The 16,331-nt window shown below is 37.2% G+C and carries 16 protein-coding genes and 1 pseudogene; 10 read left to right on the forward strand and 7 right to left on the reverse strand.

The window, feature by feature from the left end; translation table 11 throughout:
• Positions 1 to 22: 22 nt before the first annotated feature.
• Positions 23 to 1,510, reverse strand: a complete 1,488-nt coding sequence (locus JUJ52_RS05230) for a PH domain-containing protein (RefSeq protein ID WP_121604124.1) — start codon at positions 1,508 to 1,510, stop codon at positions 23 to 25.
• Entirely contained in the window at positions 1,510 to 2,007 is a 498-nt protein-coding gene (locus JUJ52_RS05235; protein ID WP_121604123.1) for a PH domain-containing protein, read from the reverse strand. The genes JUJ52_RS05230 and JUJ52_RS05235 overlap by 1 nt, the downstream gene beginning before the upstream one ends.
• Positions 2,008 to 2,186: 179 nt before the next feature.
• On the opposite strand from JUJ52_RS05235, the gene JUJ52_RS05240 reads away from it, so the two are divergent.
• From JUJ52_RS05240 to JUJ52_RS05255, 4 genes are all read left to right on the forward strand, one after another.
• Positions 2,187 to 2,756 carry a bifunctional transcriptional activator/DNA repair enzyme AdaA gene (locus tag JUJ52_RS05240; protein ID WP_226983577.1) on the forward strand — a complete coding sequence of 190 codons (570 nt, stop codon included), beginning with the start codon at positions 2,187 to 2,189 and terminating at the stop codon, positions 2,754 to 2,756.
• 2 nt (positions 2,757 to 2,758) lie between these two features.
• Complete coding sequence (locus JUJ52_RS05245; protein ID WP_205389281.1) at positions 2,759 to 3,673, forward strand: DNA-3-methyladenine glycosylase family protein; 915 nt, start codon at positions 2,759 to 2,761, stop codon at positions 3,671 to 3,673.
• Positions 3,657 to 4,160 (forward strand): methylated-DNA--[protein]-cysteine S-methyltransferase, encoded by a 504-nt coding sequence (locus tag JUJ52_RS05250; RefSeq protein ID WP_205389280.1) that lies wholly within the window; start codon positions 3,657 to 3,659, stop codon positions 4,158 to 4,160. The genes JUJ52_RS05245 and JUJ52_RS05250 overlap by 17 nt, the downstream gene beginning before the upstream one ends.
• 468 nt (positions 4,161 to 4,628) lie before the next feature.
• On the forward strand, positions 4,629 to 5,351 hold the full coding sequence (locus JUJ52_RS05255; RefSeq protein WP_121604121.1) for a Crp/Fnr family transcriptional regulator: 723 nt from the start codon (positions 4,629 to 4,631) through the stop codon (positions 5,349 to 5,351).
• Positions 5,352 to 5,497: 146 nt separating this feature from the next.
• Here JUJ52_RS05255 and mobB read toward each other — a convergent pair whose 3' ends face one another.
• From mobB to JUJ52_RS05270, 3 genes and pseudogenes are all read right to left on the reverse strand, one after another.
• Positions 5,498 to 5,983, reverse strand: coding sequence for a molybdopterin-guanine dinucleotide biosynthesis protein B (mobB, locus tag JUJ52_RS05260; protein ID WP_205389278.1), 486 nt, complete (start codon positions 5,981 to 5,983; stop codon positions 5,498 to 5,500).
• A 175-nt stretch (positions 5,984 to 6,158) separates the two neighbouring features.
• Positions 6,159 to 6,270 (reverse strand): annotated as a pseudogene (locus JUJ52_RS23510) (molybdenum cofactor biosynthesis protein MoaE); the annotation flags it as partial.
• A gap of 28 nt (positions 6,271 to 6,298) precedes the next feature.
• Positions 6,299 to 7,543: a molybdopterin molybdotransferase MoeA gene (locus tag JUJ52_RS05270; RefSeq protein ID WP_205389276.1), complete on the reverse strand. Its 1,245-nt coding sequence runs from the start codon at positions 7,541 to 7,543 to the stop codon at positions 6,299 to 6,301.
• A 486-nt stretch (positions 7,544 to 8,029) separates the two neighbouring features.
• On the opposite strand from JUJ52_RS05270, the gene JUJ52_RS05275 reads away from it, so the two are divergent.
• From JUJ52_RS05275 to ric, 3 genes are all read left to right on the forward strand, one after another.
• Positions 8,030 to 8,203 carry a hypothetical protein gene (locus JUJ52_RS05275; protein WP_205389274.1) on the forward strand — a complete coding sequence of 58 codons (174 nt, stop codon included), beginning with the start codon at positions 8,030 to 8,032 and terminating at the stop codon, positions 8,201 to 8,203.
• A gap of 395 nt (positions 8,204 to 8,598) precedes the next feature.
• Complete coding sequence (locus JUJ52_RS05280) at positions 8,599 to 10,122, forward strand: nitrate/nitrite transporter (protein WP_121605809.1); 1,524 nt, start codon at positions 8,599 to 8,601, stop codon at positions 10,120 to 10,122.
• 101 nt (positions 10,123 to 10,223) lie between these two features.
• Positions 10,224 to 10,913 carry an iron-sulfur cluster repair di-iron protein gene (gene ric / locus JUJ52_RS05285; protein WP_205389272.1) on the forward strand — a complete coding sequence of 230 codons (690 nt, stop codon included), beginning with the start codon at positions 10,224 to 10,226 and terminating at the stop codon, positions 10,911 to 10,913.
• Positions 10,914 to 11,198: 285 nt separating this feature from the next.
• On the opposite strand, the gene JUJ52_RS05290 is transcribed toward ric, so the two are convergent.
• Positions 11,199 to 11,858, reverse strand: a complete 660-nt coding sequence (locus tag JUJ52_RS05290) for a 4Fe-4S cluster-binding domain-containing protein (RefSeq protein WP_026682335.1) — start codon at positions 11,856 to 11,858, stop codon at positions 11,199 to 11,201.
• Between the two features lie 20 nt (positions 11,859 to 11,878).
• Positions 11,879 to 13,822: an anaerobic ribonucleoside-triphosphate reductase gene (gene nrdD, locus JUJ52_RS05295; protein WP_121604117.1), complete on the reverse strand. Its 1,944-nt coding sequence runs from the start codon at positions 13,820 to 13,822 to the stop codon at positions 11,879 to 11,881.
• A gap of 258 nt (positions 13,823 to 14,080) precedes the next feature.
• Between nrdD and modA the strand changes: the two genes are divergently transcribed.
• From modA to JUJ52_RS05310, 3 genes are all read left to right on the forward strand, one after another.
• A complete protein-coding gene (gene modA / locus JUJ52_RS05300; RefSeq protein ID WP_205389270.1) occupies positions 14,081 to 14,875 on the forward strand; it encodes a molybdate ABC transporter substrate-binding protein in 795 nt (264 codons plus the stop codon).
• Positions 14,856 to 15,536, forward strand: a complete 681-nt coding sequence (gene modB / locus JUJ52_RS05305) for a molybdate ABC transporter permease subunit (RefSeq protein WP_205389269.1) — start codon at positions 14,856 to 14,858, stop codon at positions 15,534 to 15,536. The genes modA and modB overlap by 20 nt, the downstream gene beginning before the upstream one ends.
• A 292-nt stretch (positions 15,537 to 15,828) precedes the next feature.
• Positions 15,829 to 16,212, forward strand: coding sequence for a YbaN family protein (locus JUJ52_RS05310; protein WP_205389267.1), 384 nt, complete (start codon positions 15,829 to 15,831; stop codon positions 16,210 to 16,212).
• Positions 16,213 to 16,331 lie beyond the last annotated feature (119 nt).

Here is a 16,331-nt window from a genome sequence, read left to right on the forward strand (position 1 = left end):
AAAGTTATCGGAAATAAAAACATTATTGTTCTCCATAACTGTCACCTTCCATATCTAATGCTGGTTTACGTCCGGTATACCAAATAAACGCTCCCTTTGCCTGATCATAGGATAGATCATCTAATGTCTCCACATGGATTGGTTTCCCTCGGTTTGTTGTTGTAATGGTGGCAAGTCCTAAACGTTTTTTTAGTAGTGATTGAGATAAGTCAAATTCGATAATTTTTTCACGAGTTGTTATGACAGTAGTTAACGAAAAGCCACCGGAACGAATCTGTAGAAATTCCTCATGAATCAAAAAGCGTGTAAAATAGAAATCTAATATACGAGAAGTATATGTTAATACAAAGAGAATCGGCGAAATAATCCACCATTCAGGCTTCCAAATCATTAGTATTGCTGTAACAATTAACCAAAGCCACGGAATGCGACATAATCGTACGATAAGTGACTTCTTCGGTAAACGTTCCATTTCTGTTTTCACTTCAAAATCAGGAAGCAGCTCTTCGATTAGTGTAATCGCTCGTTTAGTTGGCAAGAATGGATACAAGGAATTAACCTCATCCCCGGAAAAATCAACTCCACCTGCGCTAATGAGCTTAACTTCTGCTAGATGTAGTATTCGTTTAAATAAGGATTGTTCGATATGGACAGCTTGCACGTTTTGTTTTCGTATCGAAAAATGCTGTTCATTGAGTATGCCCTTTCTAATATAAATACGGTTTTCATCAGAAGCTATTTCATATTTTCCATACTGAAGGTAGGTTCGTACTAATCCAAAGACTACAGCAGCAAGAATAACCAACATAATAACGATTGTTAACAATAGCCAAGAATGGATGAGGAAGTCGAAGGTCCCCTCAGCGAAGTCTGTCAGATCGTAAACCTCATTGATATTCTGAAAGACGGAAATGAGTAAAGGAATAAGCAATAAATAACTAAAGGACAACACGGAGGCCTTCAAAATATCATTCTTGCTTGGATTAAAATGGATCGTTCTTTTTTCATGATTAACCAAGTCCTCAGAGGACTCTATTCTCACACAATCTTTTTCTGCATCTTGTTGTTTAAATTGATCCAACGTATCTTCCATACGTTGTGCTTCTTTTATTGCTAGAGCGGTAAATGTAAATGAAGCATCATTACTTTCAGCCCCAGTTTCTAACGTTATGGACGTTAATTGAAACATGCGTAAATAAAATGGCGTATGTGATTGGACATTTTGGACACGTTGGTATGGAATAGTGTGGTGTTTTTTGGTAAATACGCCTTCCTCTATTTCAACAGCATCCTTTTTTAGCGTATAGGTTGTTTTCCACCATTTTAGAATAATAGAAAATAATGCGTAAACCAAATAAACGATAAATAGAATTCTGCCTATTTTCACCCACATAGCATCATTGGATAAGTTAATAATAAATAAAATAAAGAATATGAAGAATGTATTCTTTAGAGATTTAATATAGGAAACGGGTATCATCAGTGGATGCATTCGCTTGCTTAAATCCATTAGTATTCCACTTCCTTTATCCGCGCTAGTGTTGCAATTTGATTTCTTAGCGATGTTGCCTCTTGTTCGGATAGTGCAGGAATCTGGTGGGTGGACGCCATCGTCCCAATAGAAATCGTATACAAATTGTATTTTCGTAATAATGGACCTTGTTCCAATCCGACATACTGTACTTTGGTCATCGGAATCACTTGATTATGAATGTGCCATTTACCGTGCCGTAATTTTACATACGCTTCGTCTACCCCGTATCGCCAATATTTTTGTAGCAATACAGGCTCGAAAAAGATGGACCAGATCGCAGTGATAATATCTAAAGTAAGAACAATCCATAGGACATAAGTGACCCAATTATACCAGTCAAAATAATTATCAAGTATAAGTAGGATTATTGCTATCAGTATAAAGCTTATATGGATCATGCAATTAGAGATCCGCCAGACGCGAATGGCGTCTTTGGAAATGTGTTGATCAGGTTCTTTCATGTTTGCATACATATGTTTGTCACCTTCTATCATCGAAATAATAAAATTGCTTGTCTTTTATTACGAATATGATGTCCGATTTGTTTCAATAGATTTGCGAAAGACGGTAACCGCAAGATTGAGGACGATAAACAAGTGAATTTTTTGTTAAACTAGGAATAAGGTAGAAACGTGAAGGGAGTGAGCTTTCCATGATCGATCTTTCCTTTGAAGAAATGTGGGAGCGGATCGTCGCTTGTGATCGAATATATGATGGACAATTTTACACAGCTGTCAAGACCACAAAGATTTATTGTCGCCCATCTTGTAGATCGCGTAAGCCCAAAAAATGTAATGTAGAATTTTATGATCGAATGGATCAAGTAGAAGCGGCGGGATATAGGCCATGTAAAAGATGTCAGCCAGAGGTAGAGCACTCCCCGCATGTGGCACTTGTGCAGAGCGTTATCTCGTATTTGCTACAGCATTATAGGCAACGAATTGTCTTGCAGGATATTGCTGATCACATTGGTATGAGCTCCTTTTATTTAGAACGAGTGTTCAAAGAGGAAACATCGGAAACACCTCGCACGTATTTAGAAAAAATTCGGATGGATAAGGCGGCGTATTTATTAAAAAATACTGATTTGAAGAATTTGGAAATTTGTTATCGAGTAGGGTTTTATAGTCCATCTAATTTTTATAAAGTCTTTCGTAAACGTCAGCATTGTTCACCTAGTGAATATCGAGACGGCCTAATTCAGCAAGGAGGGGAACAATAAGAATGAAATGGTGCGATTGCCAAACATATATAGAAATAACCCCTCCGGAACATTTTAATTTTCATGAATGTTTGCTATTCCTTAACAGGTCAGATCAAGAGATTGTACATGTTATTCATGAGGAAGGTGTATATAAGCTGTTAAAAATAAACGATTCTATAATACTATGTCGCATTGTTTATAATGATCAGGTATTAGCCGTCCATTTTCCAATAGAGGTTCCTTCTACCGAAGAAAAGCGAGAGGTAGTGCGCTTTATTTGTGAATGGTTTGATTTAGATAGGAACGTAGAATTGTTTTATCAAGCTGCAGAACAGGATCAGTTGCTCAGCCGACTTACATTAACGTATCGGGGCTTACGCATGATTGGTATTCCCGATCTCTTTGAAGCATTAACCTGGGCAATTATTGGTCAGCAAATTAATTTAACCTTTGCTTACAAATTAAAAAGGCGATTTATAGAGAAGTATGGGGAATATATGACATTTAAGGGAAAAACGTTCTGGCTGTTTCCACAGCCAGAAAAGATTGCTATACTAACTGTCAAAGAGCTAAGAGCCCTGCAATTTTCTACTAGAAAGGCAGAATATGTTATCGGAGTTGCTAGGTTAATACGTGATGGTTATGTAACCAAGGATGACTTACAGGGAAAGGATTACGATACGATAAAGCAGGAGCTAGTAGCGATTAGAGGTATTGGGAATTGGACAGCCGACTATGTGTTGATGAAATGTTTTCGGAGAGCCAATGCATTACCAATCGCCGATGTCGGCTTGCACAATGCTCTAAAAATTCAGCTAGGCTTAGATAAAAAGCCATCAATAAAGGAAATTGAAGTAATAGCAACGAATTGGGAAGGCTGGCAGGCTTATGCTACCTTCTATCTTTGGAGGTCTTTATATGATGAACCTGTATAAAGTTGATTTTCCATCACCGATTGGTGTAATAGAGATTGCTGGAACAAAAGACACTGTTTATTCCGTGTTATTTGCTGATCGTGAAATTGTTGAATATGCTCGAACTTCGGATACGCCACAAGCTATTGAAATTTGCTATCAGCAGCTAGAGGAGTACTTTGCTGGAAAACGATTGGAATTCACGTTTCCTTATGAAGTGAGCGGAACAGCGTTTCAAAGAGAGGTATGGCAGGCATTGACGACCATTCCATATGCAAAGACGGCTAGTTATCGTGATATTGCACGGACTATCGGTAGAGAAAAGGCTGTTCGCGCAGTTGGAAGTGCCAATGGTAAAAATAAAATTAGTATTGCCATCCCATGTCATCGAATTATTGGAGCAAATGGGAAGCTAACAGGCTATGCTGGTGGTTTATGGCGGAAGGAATGGCTATTGGAGCATGAGCAACGAATCAGCTCTAGTGAAAAAATGGATTTGCTATCATGAGCAAAATAAAATTTTTTGGGTGTTATCAGAGTATATCCAACGTTTATTCGATGAACATATGGATAAAGGAAGGGTAAGGCGTTTATTTAACCCGCATATAAATTAGCAGTAAGACCTCATTTCAAGCAATAGGGTAAATTGCCAGTAAATGTCCGATGGATTTAAAGGCCTTAGATCATATCCTTATGGTACTAGCAATCAGTGGGGGTTTAACCAAAGCCTCCTACTAGCTAATTGCATTCATCATAAAATCAAATAGGTTGTTCCACGAAGTTGGTCATATACTTCTTGGCAATGCCCATTTGGCTAGTCCCACACTTTCCGTCTTTTGCATTATCACCTAAACCCAATAAAACGATAACGGAGTTCATTCAATATATTGTAAATTATTACGTCTCTACATCATAAATGTTCATGATAAAATGATATATGTAAAACCTTTGATACTATTGAAAGGGGCTGATATATATGCAAACCAGTTTGCTTGAAAAATCACCTCATGGTAGAGAGCGTATATCCCATGAGCTGTATGCCCTACTAGAAGAAATTGGTTCAAAGAAAAAAATGTATAAGGACTCCCATCTTTTTCATGAAGGAATGGAAGCTCATGAAATTTACCTGATTAAGTCTGGTCTGATTCAAATTAATAAGCTTACTGCAGACGGCAAGGAATTATCTCTTCGTATATGTAATCATGACGATATTGTAGGCGAGCTTACATTATTTAGTGAGAATGCTAGGTACTTTCTCAGCGCGAAGGTTGTGGAGTCTGGTGAGGTCGTAATCATTAATAAGGATAGATTGGAAAAAGAACTCCTCTCTAATGCTGCCTTAACACTTGAATTTATGAAGTGGTCGGGAAACCATATGCGGAAATTCCAATCTAAAATTAGAGATCTGCTCTTGAATGGCAAAAAAGGTGCATTATACTCTACGCTTATTCGTTTATCAAACAGCTATGGTGTAACTTGTTCTAATGGTATTCTTATTGACATGGCTTTTACTAATCAAGAGATGGCTTTGTTTTGCGCAGCAAGTAGGGAAAGCGTCAATCGGATGCTTAGTAGACTTAGGAAAATGGACATCATATCCATTAATAGTAGCGGAAAAATTCTCATAAAGGATATTCAGTTCCTAAGAGATGAAATTGGCTGTGAGGATTGTCCGATTGAAATATGCAACATTAACTAAATAGATGAGTGTTTTTAATGTTTATGGTAAGTGAGGACAACACCGAGTCGCTTCTGGAAAATTATATAGCACAGTATTACGCTAGTACAGGCTGATGAAGAATGGCATGCCTATTGCCTGTATTGGCGATCACACTGTGCTATTCTTTAATCAAAGTTATTAAGAAGCCAACTCATGAACGCCTCGATATGATTAAATATTGGATACGGATCGGAGCGTTGCTGTAATGGTAGTGATGTTATGACTGCCTGAATGTTTGTCATTTGATCCAAGAGGTGAAGGTCTTGTTCACTCCTAATGAAGACAATTTTGCTATAGTTCGCTTGCTTGTATCCTTCTATGATCAACAGCTCTATCCCCATCATTTGATAGATTTTCACTATTTGATCTACATATACAGGATTTTGATAAGATAATTGAAGCATACCATCTCCTTCCACTCCTGAGATAATTGCGCCTGCCTTTACGTGTTTTTCACTATCTTTGTTCTCCATTCCCAATGGATAACCACCATGGCCGTGATGTTTTAAGGAGGCTACTCGGAATCCTTGTTTGGAGAACGTTTTAATCATTCTGGATACAAGGGTTGTTTTTCCGCTGTTTTTATATCCGACAACTTGAATAATTTTCATATGAATCCTCCTCAACCACTGCTTACAGATGGGATGAAAGCAACCGTATCCCAGATTTTACTACGCCTTCGTTTCTAGCATATCCTTCGTTAATCGCTACATTGTTTGATCTAATCCGAGAGGATACATGTTCTTTAGTTTTTCTTTAAAATCTGTAATTGTTATTTGTCTAACCGTAAGCTTGATATTCCAAATAAAGGGTACGTTCCCTCTGCCCATTCTCGGACAGTACCAATAAATGTTGTTATTGCATCAGCTTTCCTTTTAACTAAGGCATCGACCTGAATTGGTTATTCTACAATATTAAAATAATACTTACATATCATCTAATAAAATTACCGAAATTTCACTACCCTGTTTGTATCCCCTTGTACCAGCAGGAAATTCGATAAATACATTGGCAGCCCCAAGCGAGGAGACAACGTTGGATTTATCCAACCCAATTGGTGTCGCGACTAACTTTCCTTGATGAAAAGTTAGACGGCCCCTGACAAATCTGTCAAACGGATTTGGTTTGGAGAAATCAGCACCCAATATTGCCGTTTCCTTTTTTAAAAGTGGATGAAAAGCATGGAGAAATTTTCGAATTGCCGGCCTTGTAAAAAGTTCAAAACCTACAAAACAGGCAGATGGATTCCCTGATAAACCAAATAACAGCTTGCCTGTTTTTTTTGCAACAGTTGTGACACTGCCAGGACGCATTCCCACTTTATTAAATAGAATTTCTGCTCCCAGTTCTTTATAGATATCCTGCATATAATCGTAATCTCCGACTGAAACACCACCGGTAGTTATTAAAATATCGACCTGATCCAATGCCTGTTTCACTTGCTCAAAGCATGCTGTGAAATGATCACTGAACTGACCAAAATAATAGGGTTCCCCTCCTGCACGTATTACTTGTGATTGAACCATATAAGCATTACTATTTCTAATTTTACCTGGCTGTATTTCTTCATCTAACTCTAATAGTTCACTACCAGTTGCGATAATTCCGACAGTTGGTTTTTTGCTTGTGGGAACATGCTTATAACCGAAGGTGGCTAATAAGGCAACTATTCCTGGACTGATATAGGTGCCTTTTTTAGCTAGAACCTCTCCAGATTTGGCATCCTCACCGGTAAAGGAAATATTCTCTCCTTGTTGTAGCCTTCGTTTAATTTGGATGTATCGTTTTTCACAAGCTTCATACTCTTTTACAGATTCAAACATAATAACGGCATCGCAACCATTGGGGACTTGCGCACCTGTCATGATTCGTACGGCTTGCATTTTGCCAACCTTCCCAGTAAACACGCTCCCGGCACCAATCTCTGCAATAACTTCATAGTTTTGAGGATTGGTACTAGCAGCAGCTTCTGTATCCTTAGAACGAACTGCAAACCCATCATAGGGCGAGCGATCAAAAGGAGGGATGGGATGATCAGCTACCAAATCGTCTCCAAGGAAATGTCCGTAGCTTTGATGGATAGGGATGTAATGGATACTTCCCTGGGGAGCATATTTGATCACACGTTTTAATGCTTCGTTCACTTTAATTGGTTTTCGACGTTCAACCATTTAATGTAACCTCCTAAACGATTAGTTTCTTATAGAAATTTTGTGCTTGTGTCATAGAATTCGTTCCATGAATGAGGCTCCTGCCATCTTTAAAAAAGACAATGCGTTAGAGTTCCTATTTCATGAAAAGCAAAAGGAATTTACCCCCTTACTAAATTGATAGCCTAATTGAATTGTTTTTGTACTAAGTTAAGAAAGTATAAAATCAGTGCAATGACTGCGTTAAGCCAAGTAGTTATTTTGAAATGTTTGTGTATATTGGCAATGCTCCGACTAATTACTTCGCTTTCGGCGGGCACGGCCTCAACTAACTTTGCAAAGAAGAACACGTTACAAAGTGGATTTTCGGCTCGCGCTAATCCCGCAGGAGTCTACGTAATTAGTCTCCGCTATGAGAATGTGCAACAATTCTTGTCATAAGTAATAGGTTGACTTTTTTTACAATGGGTAAAGTGAAAATCGTTATCCGTAAGTATAAAAACAGCTGTGTTACTTCATGCTAGCGTTGTAGAGCCTGATAATAGCGAAGGCCGGCTACTTCAACTCCTGTGGGAAATGTTTGACCTGAAGATCCACTTTTTTGAGCGGGTTTTGCTAAAAAAGTTAGCTGAAGGACAAACCCCACGGAAAGGGAAGTGGGCAGCCGGAGTGATTCCATAATAGCTACTAGAGGAAGCGTAAATCTGAGCATTTAGTGATAAGGACTGAGCGAATTTTGCTCAGTTTTTCTTATTTTTTCTTTTGTTATATTCATGAACTGGTTACCCCCGACGGATTGAAGTTTCACTTTATCCCGCATATAACTGGCAGTAAGTCTCCACTTTAGGTACTAAGAGTGAAACCAATAATAAAGTGCTTTTTGTATCTGTAATTTAAGTTAATCATAGCGCATTATGCGAAGTTGTGAAAAACATCACTCTATACTTATGGTATGTCACTGCTTTCTCTGTGAATTACTACAGGATAAATCTGTGATGTTTTTCACAGCCAATCATCAAGTAAATCGATATCGTAAAGATGTCGAGATCAACTTGGAGAAAGGGGAAATTATTCCTATGAAAAAGCCTGGTATACAGTTATCGATGCAAACATCTAGCCTAATTGTTGGATTTATGATCTGGGTTTTAATCTCATCTTTAATGCCTAGTATTCGGGAAGATATTGTTTTAACATCAGGTCAGGCTTCACTAGTAACTGCAATTCCTGTGATTCTTGGGTCTATATTACGTATTCCTATTGGATTTTATGCCAATCGATTTGGCGCACGATGGGTATTCATAGTTAGCTTTATCATCCTACTATTCCCTGTCTATTATTTGAGTATTGCAAGCTCCTTTACAGATTTATTAATAGGTGGATTACTTCTCGGGGTTAGTGGTGCTACATTTTCTATTGGGGTCACATCGCTACCTAAGTATTATCCAAAAGAAAAACATGGTTTTATTAATGGTATTTATGCGGTTGGGAATGCAGGTACGGCCATTACAACTTTTGCAGCGCCTGTTATCGCTCAGTCTCTGGGCTGGCAAAGCACTATTCGATTATATATCCTTTTAATAATCCTTTTTATTGGATTGAATTTTTTGTTTGGTGATAAACAGGAAACAAAGGTCAAAAATTCGATGTCTGAGCAAATAAAGGGTGTGTATCGTAATGCTACACTTTGGTTTTTAAGTCTGTTTTATTTTGTAACATTCGGTGCCTTTGTCGCTTTTACGGTATTTCTTCCAAACTTTTTAGTGAATAATTATCATTTAGATACAGTAGATGCGGGTTTGAGGACGGCTGGATTCATTGTGTTAGCCACGCTCTTTCGCCCTTTAGGCGGCTGGCTGGCAGACAAATTCAATGCGTATATTATGTTAATGATTACCTTTATCGGTATCGCATTTTCGGGGATTTTATTGTCCTTTTCCCCAGGAATTGGCTGGTACACCATAGGGTCTATTGCTGTTGCTATGAGCGTGGGTATTGGGAATGGAACCGTCTTTAAACTTGTTCCTTTATACTTCTCTAAACAAGCAGGTATTGTAAATGGCATCGTCTCTGCAATGGGGGGATTAGGTGGCTTTTTTCCGCCAATCATACTAACAGCTGTTTATACGATAACAGACCATTATTCTATCGGTTTTATGGCTTTATCTCAATTTGCATTCATATGTTTAGTGATCGTCCTGTTTTTATATTACCAAGATCAGATGAATATTGAACGGAAAATTATTGAAAGTACTGCAGAAGCAATTATTATAACCAATAAGGATGGTGTTATCCAAAACGTGAATCCTGCTTTTACTCGTGTTACCGGTTTTACAAAAGAAAATGTAATTGGCAAAAAACCAAGTATACTACATTCTGGAAAACAGGATGCTGCCTTTTATAAGAAAATGTGGGTCCATATCCATCAAAAGGGATTCTGGGAAGGAGAAATTTGGAACAAACGAAAAAATGGAGAAATATACAAGGAGTGGCTCAATATAAGTGCCGTTAAGAATAATGTTGGTGATGTTAAATATTATGTAGGCATGTTTAATGATCTGACAGAATTCAATCAGTCGAAATATAGAGATCATCATAGTTAATAAGTGATAATTTTGCTTTTTTGTAAAAGTGATTTCTATCACTGACTCTAGAAAGGAAATAGCTTACATTGGAGATAAGTTAGGTATTGGAGGTAATCATAATGAATACATTTACGAAAGATCACACACCAGCTCATATTGTAAAGATGTTCTCGAAGGCCAGTGACTTGTTTAAGGAGCATCAGATTGACTTTTGCTGTAACGGAGACCGCCCTCTTAAGGAAGCATTTGCTCAAAACAATCTTGATGGAGATGCGATTTTAAAGGAATTAAATACCAATTATCAAGGATGGCAGGCAAATGATTCTACTGTCGATTGGGGTACGTTCTCTATATCAGAACTAGTAGATCACATCGTTCATACACATCATGCCTATTTGTTAGAGGAACTCCCTGCATTAGGGGAATTTGTTACAAAGGTTTTTCGTCGACATGGAGCAGATCAACCACATTTAATAGAATTGCATCGATTATACAATCATTTCAAAGTAGAAATGGAGGAGCATACTTTAAAAGAAGAGAATGAACTTTTTCCTTTATTGAAGGAATACGAATTAAACCCGAATGAAAAGCTGTTACAGCAAATTTATGAGACAATTCATAAATTAGAAAAAGAGCATGACGTTGTTGGAGAAGACTTGAAGGAAATGCGGGCCATTACCGATGGATATCAACCTCCTGTGAATGCATGCGGTACGTATCAAATTACCTATGCTAGATTAGCTGAATTGGAAGATGATACATTCCAGCATGTTCATTTGGAGAATAATATCTTGTTTAAGCGAATATAAACGACACAAAAACCGAGAATGACATATCTTTTGTCGTTCTCGGTTTTTGGTAGTCTAGGAAATTAAAAAATTTGCCGATGTGGATAAATAAGCGCATGTTGAGCTGCGTCCGGCTTCAGATTACTCTGAAGCAAAGACGCTTTCCTGGATCTTCAGCTCGCGCTTTTCCTGTAAGGTGTGATTCGGATACATCGCACATAGAAAAAGATAAGCGCTCTTTTTACTATTTTATCGTTCCGCTTTTGCTATCTATTTTAGTTATGTATCCGATCCATGTGTTTCGTATTAGCTCCGTGGGTAAACAAATTCATTTAGGAAATAAGGCACAATGCTTCTATGAGATGCTTTTCTTTCCTCTACAAAATGCTTTATCTCTGTAAAAAATGCCTCATCTAGCAATGGATATTGCACTGTTCGAACTTGGTCTAAGATTGAGTTATGTTCAATTACTGCGTCAACACTTGCGATTAATTGATCAACAAGTTTTTTGCTTGGTGTGATTCCCATAACATCTTTATATATTTGTGCATCTTCTTCTATATCTAATACATGATATGGCAGCTTCATATCGATATGGATGCCATCAACAAGGTTTTCCGCGTATAATGCACGAACCTTTTGGTAATAAATTCCGCTAGTTGTTACAATTATTCTTCCACCAAAAAGTGCTCTCACTTGTTGCAATAGGTCACGCACTTCATCTAATGGGTTAATCAGAAATTCGCCTCCACTGAACATTATAGCATCGAATAAAAAGCCACTTTTCTTCAAATAGTCATATAAATCATTTGTGGTCTTATATTCTTTTGGTGTGTTAGCGATGATTTCCTCATAATTATGACAGCCCAAACAATGAAGGGGACAGCCTGACAATGAATGAATCAATAATGTGGTATGATTAGGCAAGTCAGTAAATGTGCGAATAAAGTTATTGTATAATTTCATTGTGATGTTATCACCGCTAATTAACGGTGGACAGCCTCCTTCAACGCAGCTTCTTTTAATCGTTTTCTCATCGCCCAATCGTATCTTCTCGCTTTTGACCAGAAGTTATATCTCCCTTCATAATATCCCTTATCATCTACATGGACGTTGTTTCTGGAGATCATTTTCAAATAACCAATAACTCTGCTGAAAGTTGCAATGTCTTTTGATTCACAGACGGGACAACGATGAATGTTCTTAGCATCTTCAGCAATGATTTTCTGACCGCAACTCATACAAGACGTAATCGTTGGTGTCAATGTAATATAATTAATCGGTTTTTCAAAAATTTTATCCAAGTATTTGGCTAAGGCTTCTGGTTTTACTTTTACTTCAAGAAAATGATGTAATACACTGCCGGATGTAGCATAGCCTTGGAATTCAGCACTGTTTTCTAATTGTTCTGCGAAATCATCTTCAGAAAATGGAGTCATACAGCCGCTAGTCAAGTAAGGATTATCTCCTTCACCTTGTACATAGATTTCACGATTATTTGCTTTTGCCCATTTAAGGTCATGGCGTGCAAGTTTAATGGCAGCATTTTCGGCAGGGGCATACTCAATTCCACATGCCACGTTATCTCTCACAATAAATTCATTTACAATCTCTGTCATGTATTGCATAATTTCGTGAGCAATCATTTTACCATTTTTATCTTTAATTCCATCCTTATAGCCTAAATTAATGAGACCTTCATTCATACCAGTAAGGGCGAATACATTAAAATAGTTTTTCAAGTTTTTATTAAAGGCGAAAAAAGTCGGATATAATTCTTTGTTTTGTTCAATCCACTTTCTCTTTTCCATGTGGGCTTCCTGCATAACTTCCATATACTCACGTATCTTCACTTTGACGAGATTCATATCATGTCCGAATTCCAAAAGCACCCTGTTCATGTTTAAATTGAGCACCTGTACAGCACCTGTGGAGCCTGTTGATGATCCGAAAACACCACCACCGGCTTTCGATAGTGTCTCTAAGTTGATTTGCAGCCTACAACAGAGACTCCTACTCACTTCTGGATCCTTTGCTTGAATGAGTGGATTTAATGCTTTGTAATATGGATCCTTAAATGGCTTTGTTTTAAAGTTCTCAAAATATACACCACCCCAATGATACATTTTATCCAGTAGTTCGATAAATAATGGGTTTTGGTAATCAAAATGATCATCAATTTGGACTGTCAATAATGGGAAAGTAAAAGGAATTCCATCACTGCCTGTTCCATTTTTCATTACATTAATAATTGCTTGGTTGATACGATCAAAGTAAGTTGCTGGTATATCCTTATACTGGATATTTCGTCCTTCACCACCGATAATGATATATTGTTCTTTTATTTCTTCAGAAGGTTTCCCAAACTCTAATGTAATATTAGAAAAACTACTTTGTGCCCCAGATCTAAGTGGCATATTTAGTTCCCAGATAAGACTTTGAAATAGCCCTACGAGTTCTTCATCTGTATACGTAATACTACGGCGCTCCTCATCAAACAAATAAGAAGCTGCAATGGTTGATAGTTGTGCTAACATAACTGCACCTGAGACTTGCTGTGATACTAGTGTAACAACATTACTAAAATGTCGTAATAAAGTTGACATCCGCTTAGTTGGTTTGGATGAGATCATATTTTTAGCCAGCGATGGTATACCTTTTGTAGCAATATCCTTACAGCTAATGGATACACAATATGGTGCAAGCTGTTTATCGTGTACATAGACAATTCCCTCATCATATAACTCTTTTATTTTTAATGGGAGAATATGATTAAAAAGAAATTCTTCCTCCGCATGATTGGTTAAATTATGCCTTAAAAGTGGTAAGGAATAAACATAATTACTGTTTTCGTGCCTAAGATAATCTGTTTGCTTGTTTTCTTGTTGCAATGTAAATTTGTCGATAATATCAATCGTATTTTGGAACATGCATAAACCTCTCCTTTAGACTTATGTATCTTGTTAATCTTCTATCATCCTAACACAATATATAGCGTTTGTTTGTGATTGAAGTCACTATATATTGATGTGATTATAGAAGCAACAGGTAAAAATGATCAAAGTCTTAAGCCCCCTACTGATTGAAGTTTCACTTTATTATGAGTGATTTTTAAATAATGTGATGAAAGTCATTGCTAAGTAGTATGAAAGATTATAGATTATTATCTATAGAATAGAGGTGGAAGCATGAAAAGGATTACGTTAGGCATTACGCTTATTCTTATTCTTATGATTATTACGGCGTGTTCCAATAAACAGAGTACAGGTCCATCTTCAGATAAGAAGGGAAATGTTGAGTTAACTGCCTCAGCAGCAGCAAGTTTGAGGGATGGAATGGAAGTTATTCAACATACCTATCAAGAAGCGCATCCAGAGGTGGATTTAAAAATTAATTTTGGAGGGTCTGGTTCTCTGCAACGTCAGATCTCTCAAGGAGCACCGGTGGATATTTTTTTCTCAGCAGCAGTAGATAAATTTGATCGATTAATCGATGAAGGAAAAATTGCAAAAGAAGATGGCGTAGATCTTCTTGGGAATGAACTTGTATTGGTTGTTCCCAAAATTAAAAGGTCTACTATTACAAGCTTTCAAGATCTTGTAAAGAAAGAAGTAGGTAAAATTTCCATAGGTATACCTGAATCCGTGCCAGCTGGGAATTATGCCAAGGAATCTTTAAAAGAGATGAATATATGGAAAGATATAGAATCAAAAATAGTTTATGCAAAAGACGTTCGGCAAGTATTGTCTTATGTTGAAACGGGTAATGTTGATGCTGGAATGGTATATAAAACAGATGCTATCGTTTCTAATAAAGTGAATATTGTCTCAAAAGCCAATTCAGAGACACATTCCCCTATTACTTATCCAATTGGAATCATCAAGACTTCAAAAGATAACAAAGCAGCAAAAGATTTTTATAATTATTTACAAACCAACAAGGCATTGAAGGTATTTGAGGAATATGGATTTACTACAAAATGAGGTAGTTATGCAAAAATTTTTGAGTCCAATATGGTTGTCTATAAAGGTGACGGCCATATCTGGTGTTGTAGTTATTTTAATCGGGACAATAGTAGGACGATTTTTGGCCAGAAAGACGTTTAAAGGAAAAGCATTATTAGAAACCATCATTATGCTTCCAATGGTTCTACCTCCCACGGTCGTCGGATTTTTGCTAATCATCCTATTTGGAAAGAATAGCATAGTTGGACAGGCTACTGAATGGCTGTTTAAGCAACCCCTTATATTTACATGGTGGGCTGCTGTTATAGCTTCTGCAGTTGTTGCCTTCCCACTTGTGTATCAGTCTGCCAAAACGGGCTTTCAAGGGATCGATCTTAGTATTGAGGAAGCAGCAAGGGTAGACGGAGCAAATGAATGGAAGATTTTCTTTCTGATTTCCATTCCGTTGGCTTTCCGCTCTCTGGTATCAGGGAGTATATTAAGCTTTGCGCGTGCCTTAGGCGAATTTGGCGCGACGTTAATGTTTGCTGGTAATATTCCAGGAGTAACACAGACCATTCCTATGGCAATTTATATAGCGCTTGATTCAGGGAATATCGAATTGGCATGGCTATGGGTGATCTCGATAGTTATCATCTCCTTTTACATGTTACTAATGGTCCGAATAAAACAAGAATAATGAGTGTAAAAGTAAAAAATGAGGCATGAGTTAAGCGGACCTGAGCCTCCTTAAGAATTTTATGGTAGGTTACTTTCAGAAAAGGATTTTATTCCCTTCATCTTTTAAGCTGACTTAACAGTTTAAAAGAAATCGCATCGTTAACTACCTGAATGTGGAGGGATTAATTGCCCATAAGAGCTCGATTAGTTTAACTAGCCATTGGTAGAGGCTCCCCCTCTGATGGATGTTGAATGTTAAGTTACTAGGATAACTAGTTCATATCTACGAATAATTATAAGTTGGTGTAAACATGACAAAATTATTGCTTAATATATGTGGAACTTTTTCACTCGGATTAGGGGTGTTAGGCATTGTTGTTCCAATTCTTCCAACAACCCCATTCCTTTTACTATCTGCAGCATGCTACGCTAAAGGTTCACTGAAATTGTATCATTGGCTATTGGCGAACAGGCTTTTTGGACCTTATATCCAAAATTATCGTTCAGGTAAAGGTATACCATTAAAAGTGAAAATAGTAAGCATTTTGTTCTTGTGGCTATCTCTTTCCTATAGCATTATTTTTATTATTCCATTAATTAGTATTAAGTTCATATTGCTACTGGTAGGGTTGTTCTTTACTGGAGTTATACTTAAACAAAAAACATATAGAAGTAGACTACATGGATCTGTTTAAATAGTTATAGTTGCTGCAAGTTGTTTATTTAAGAAATTTTTAGTGTCTATTTACCATAAAAAAACACTCTCCTTTAGCGATTTAGTGTACAAGCTGTTTGCGTAAAGGAGAGAGTCGTA

This window comes from Virgibacillus sp. AGTR (genome assembly GCF_016919725.2).
Taxonomy (GTDB): domain Bacteria; phylum Bacillota; class Bacilli; order Bacillales; family Amphibacillaceae; genus Virgibacillus; species Virgibacillus salarius.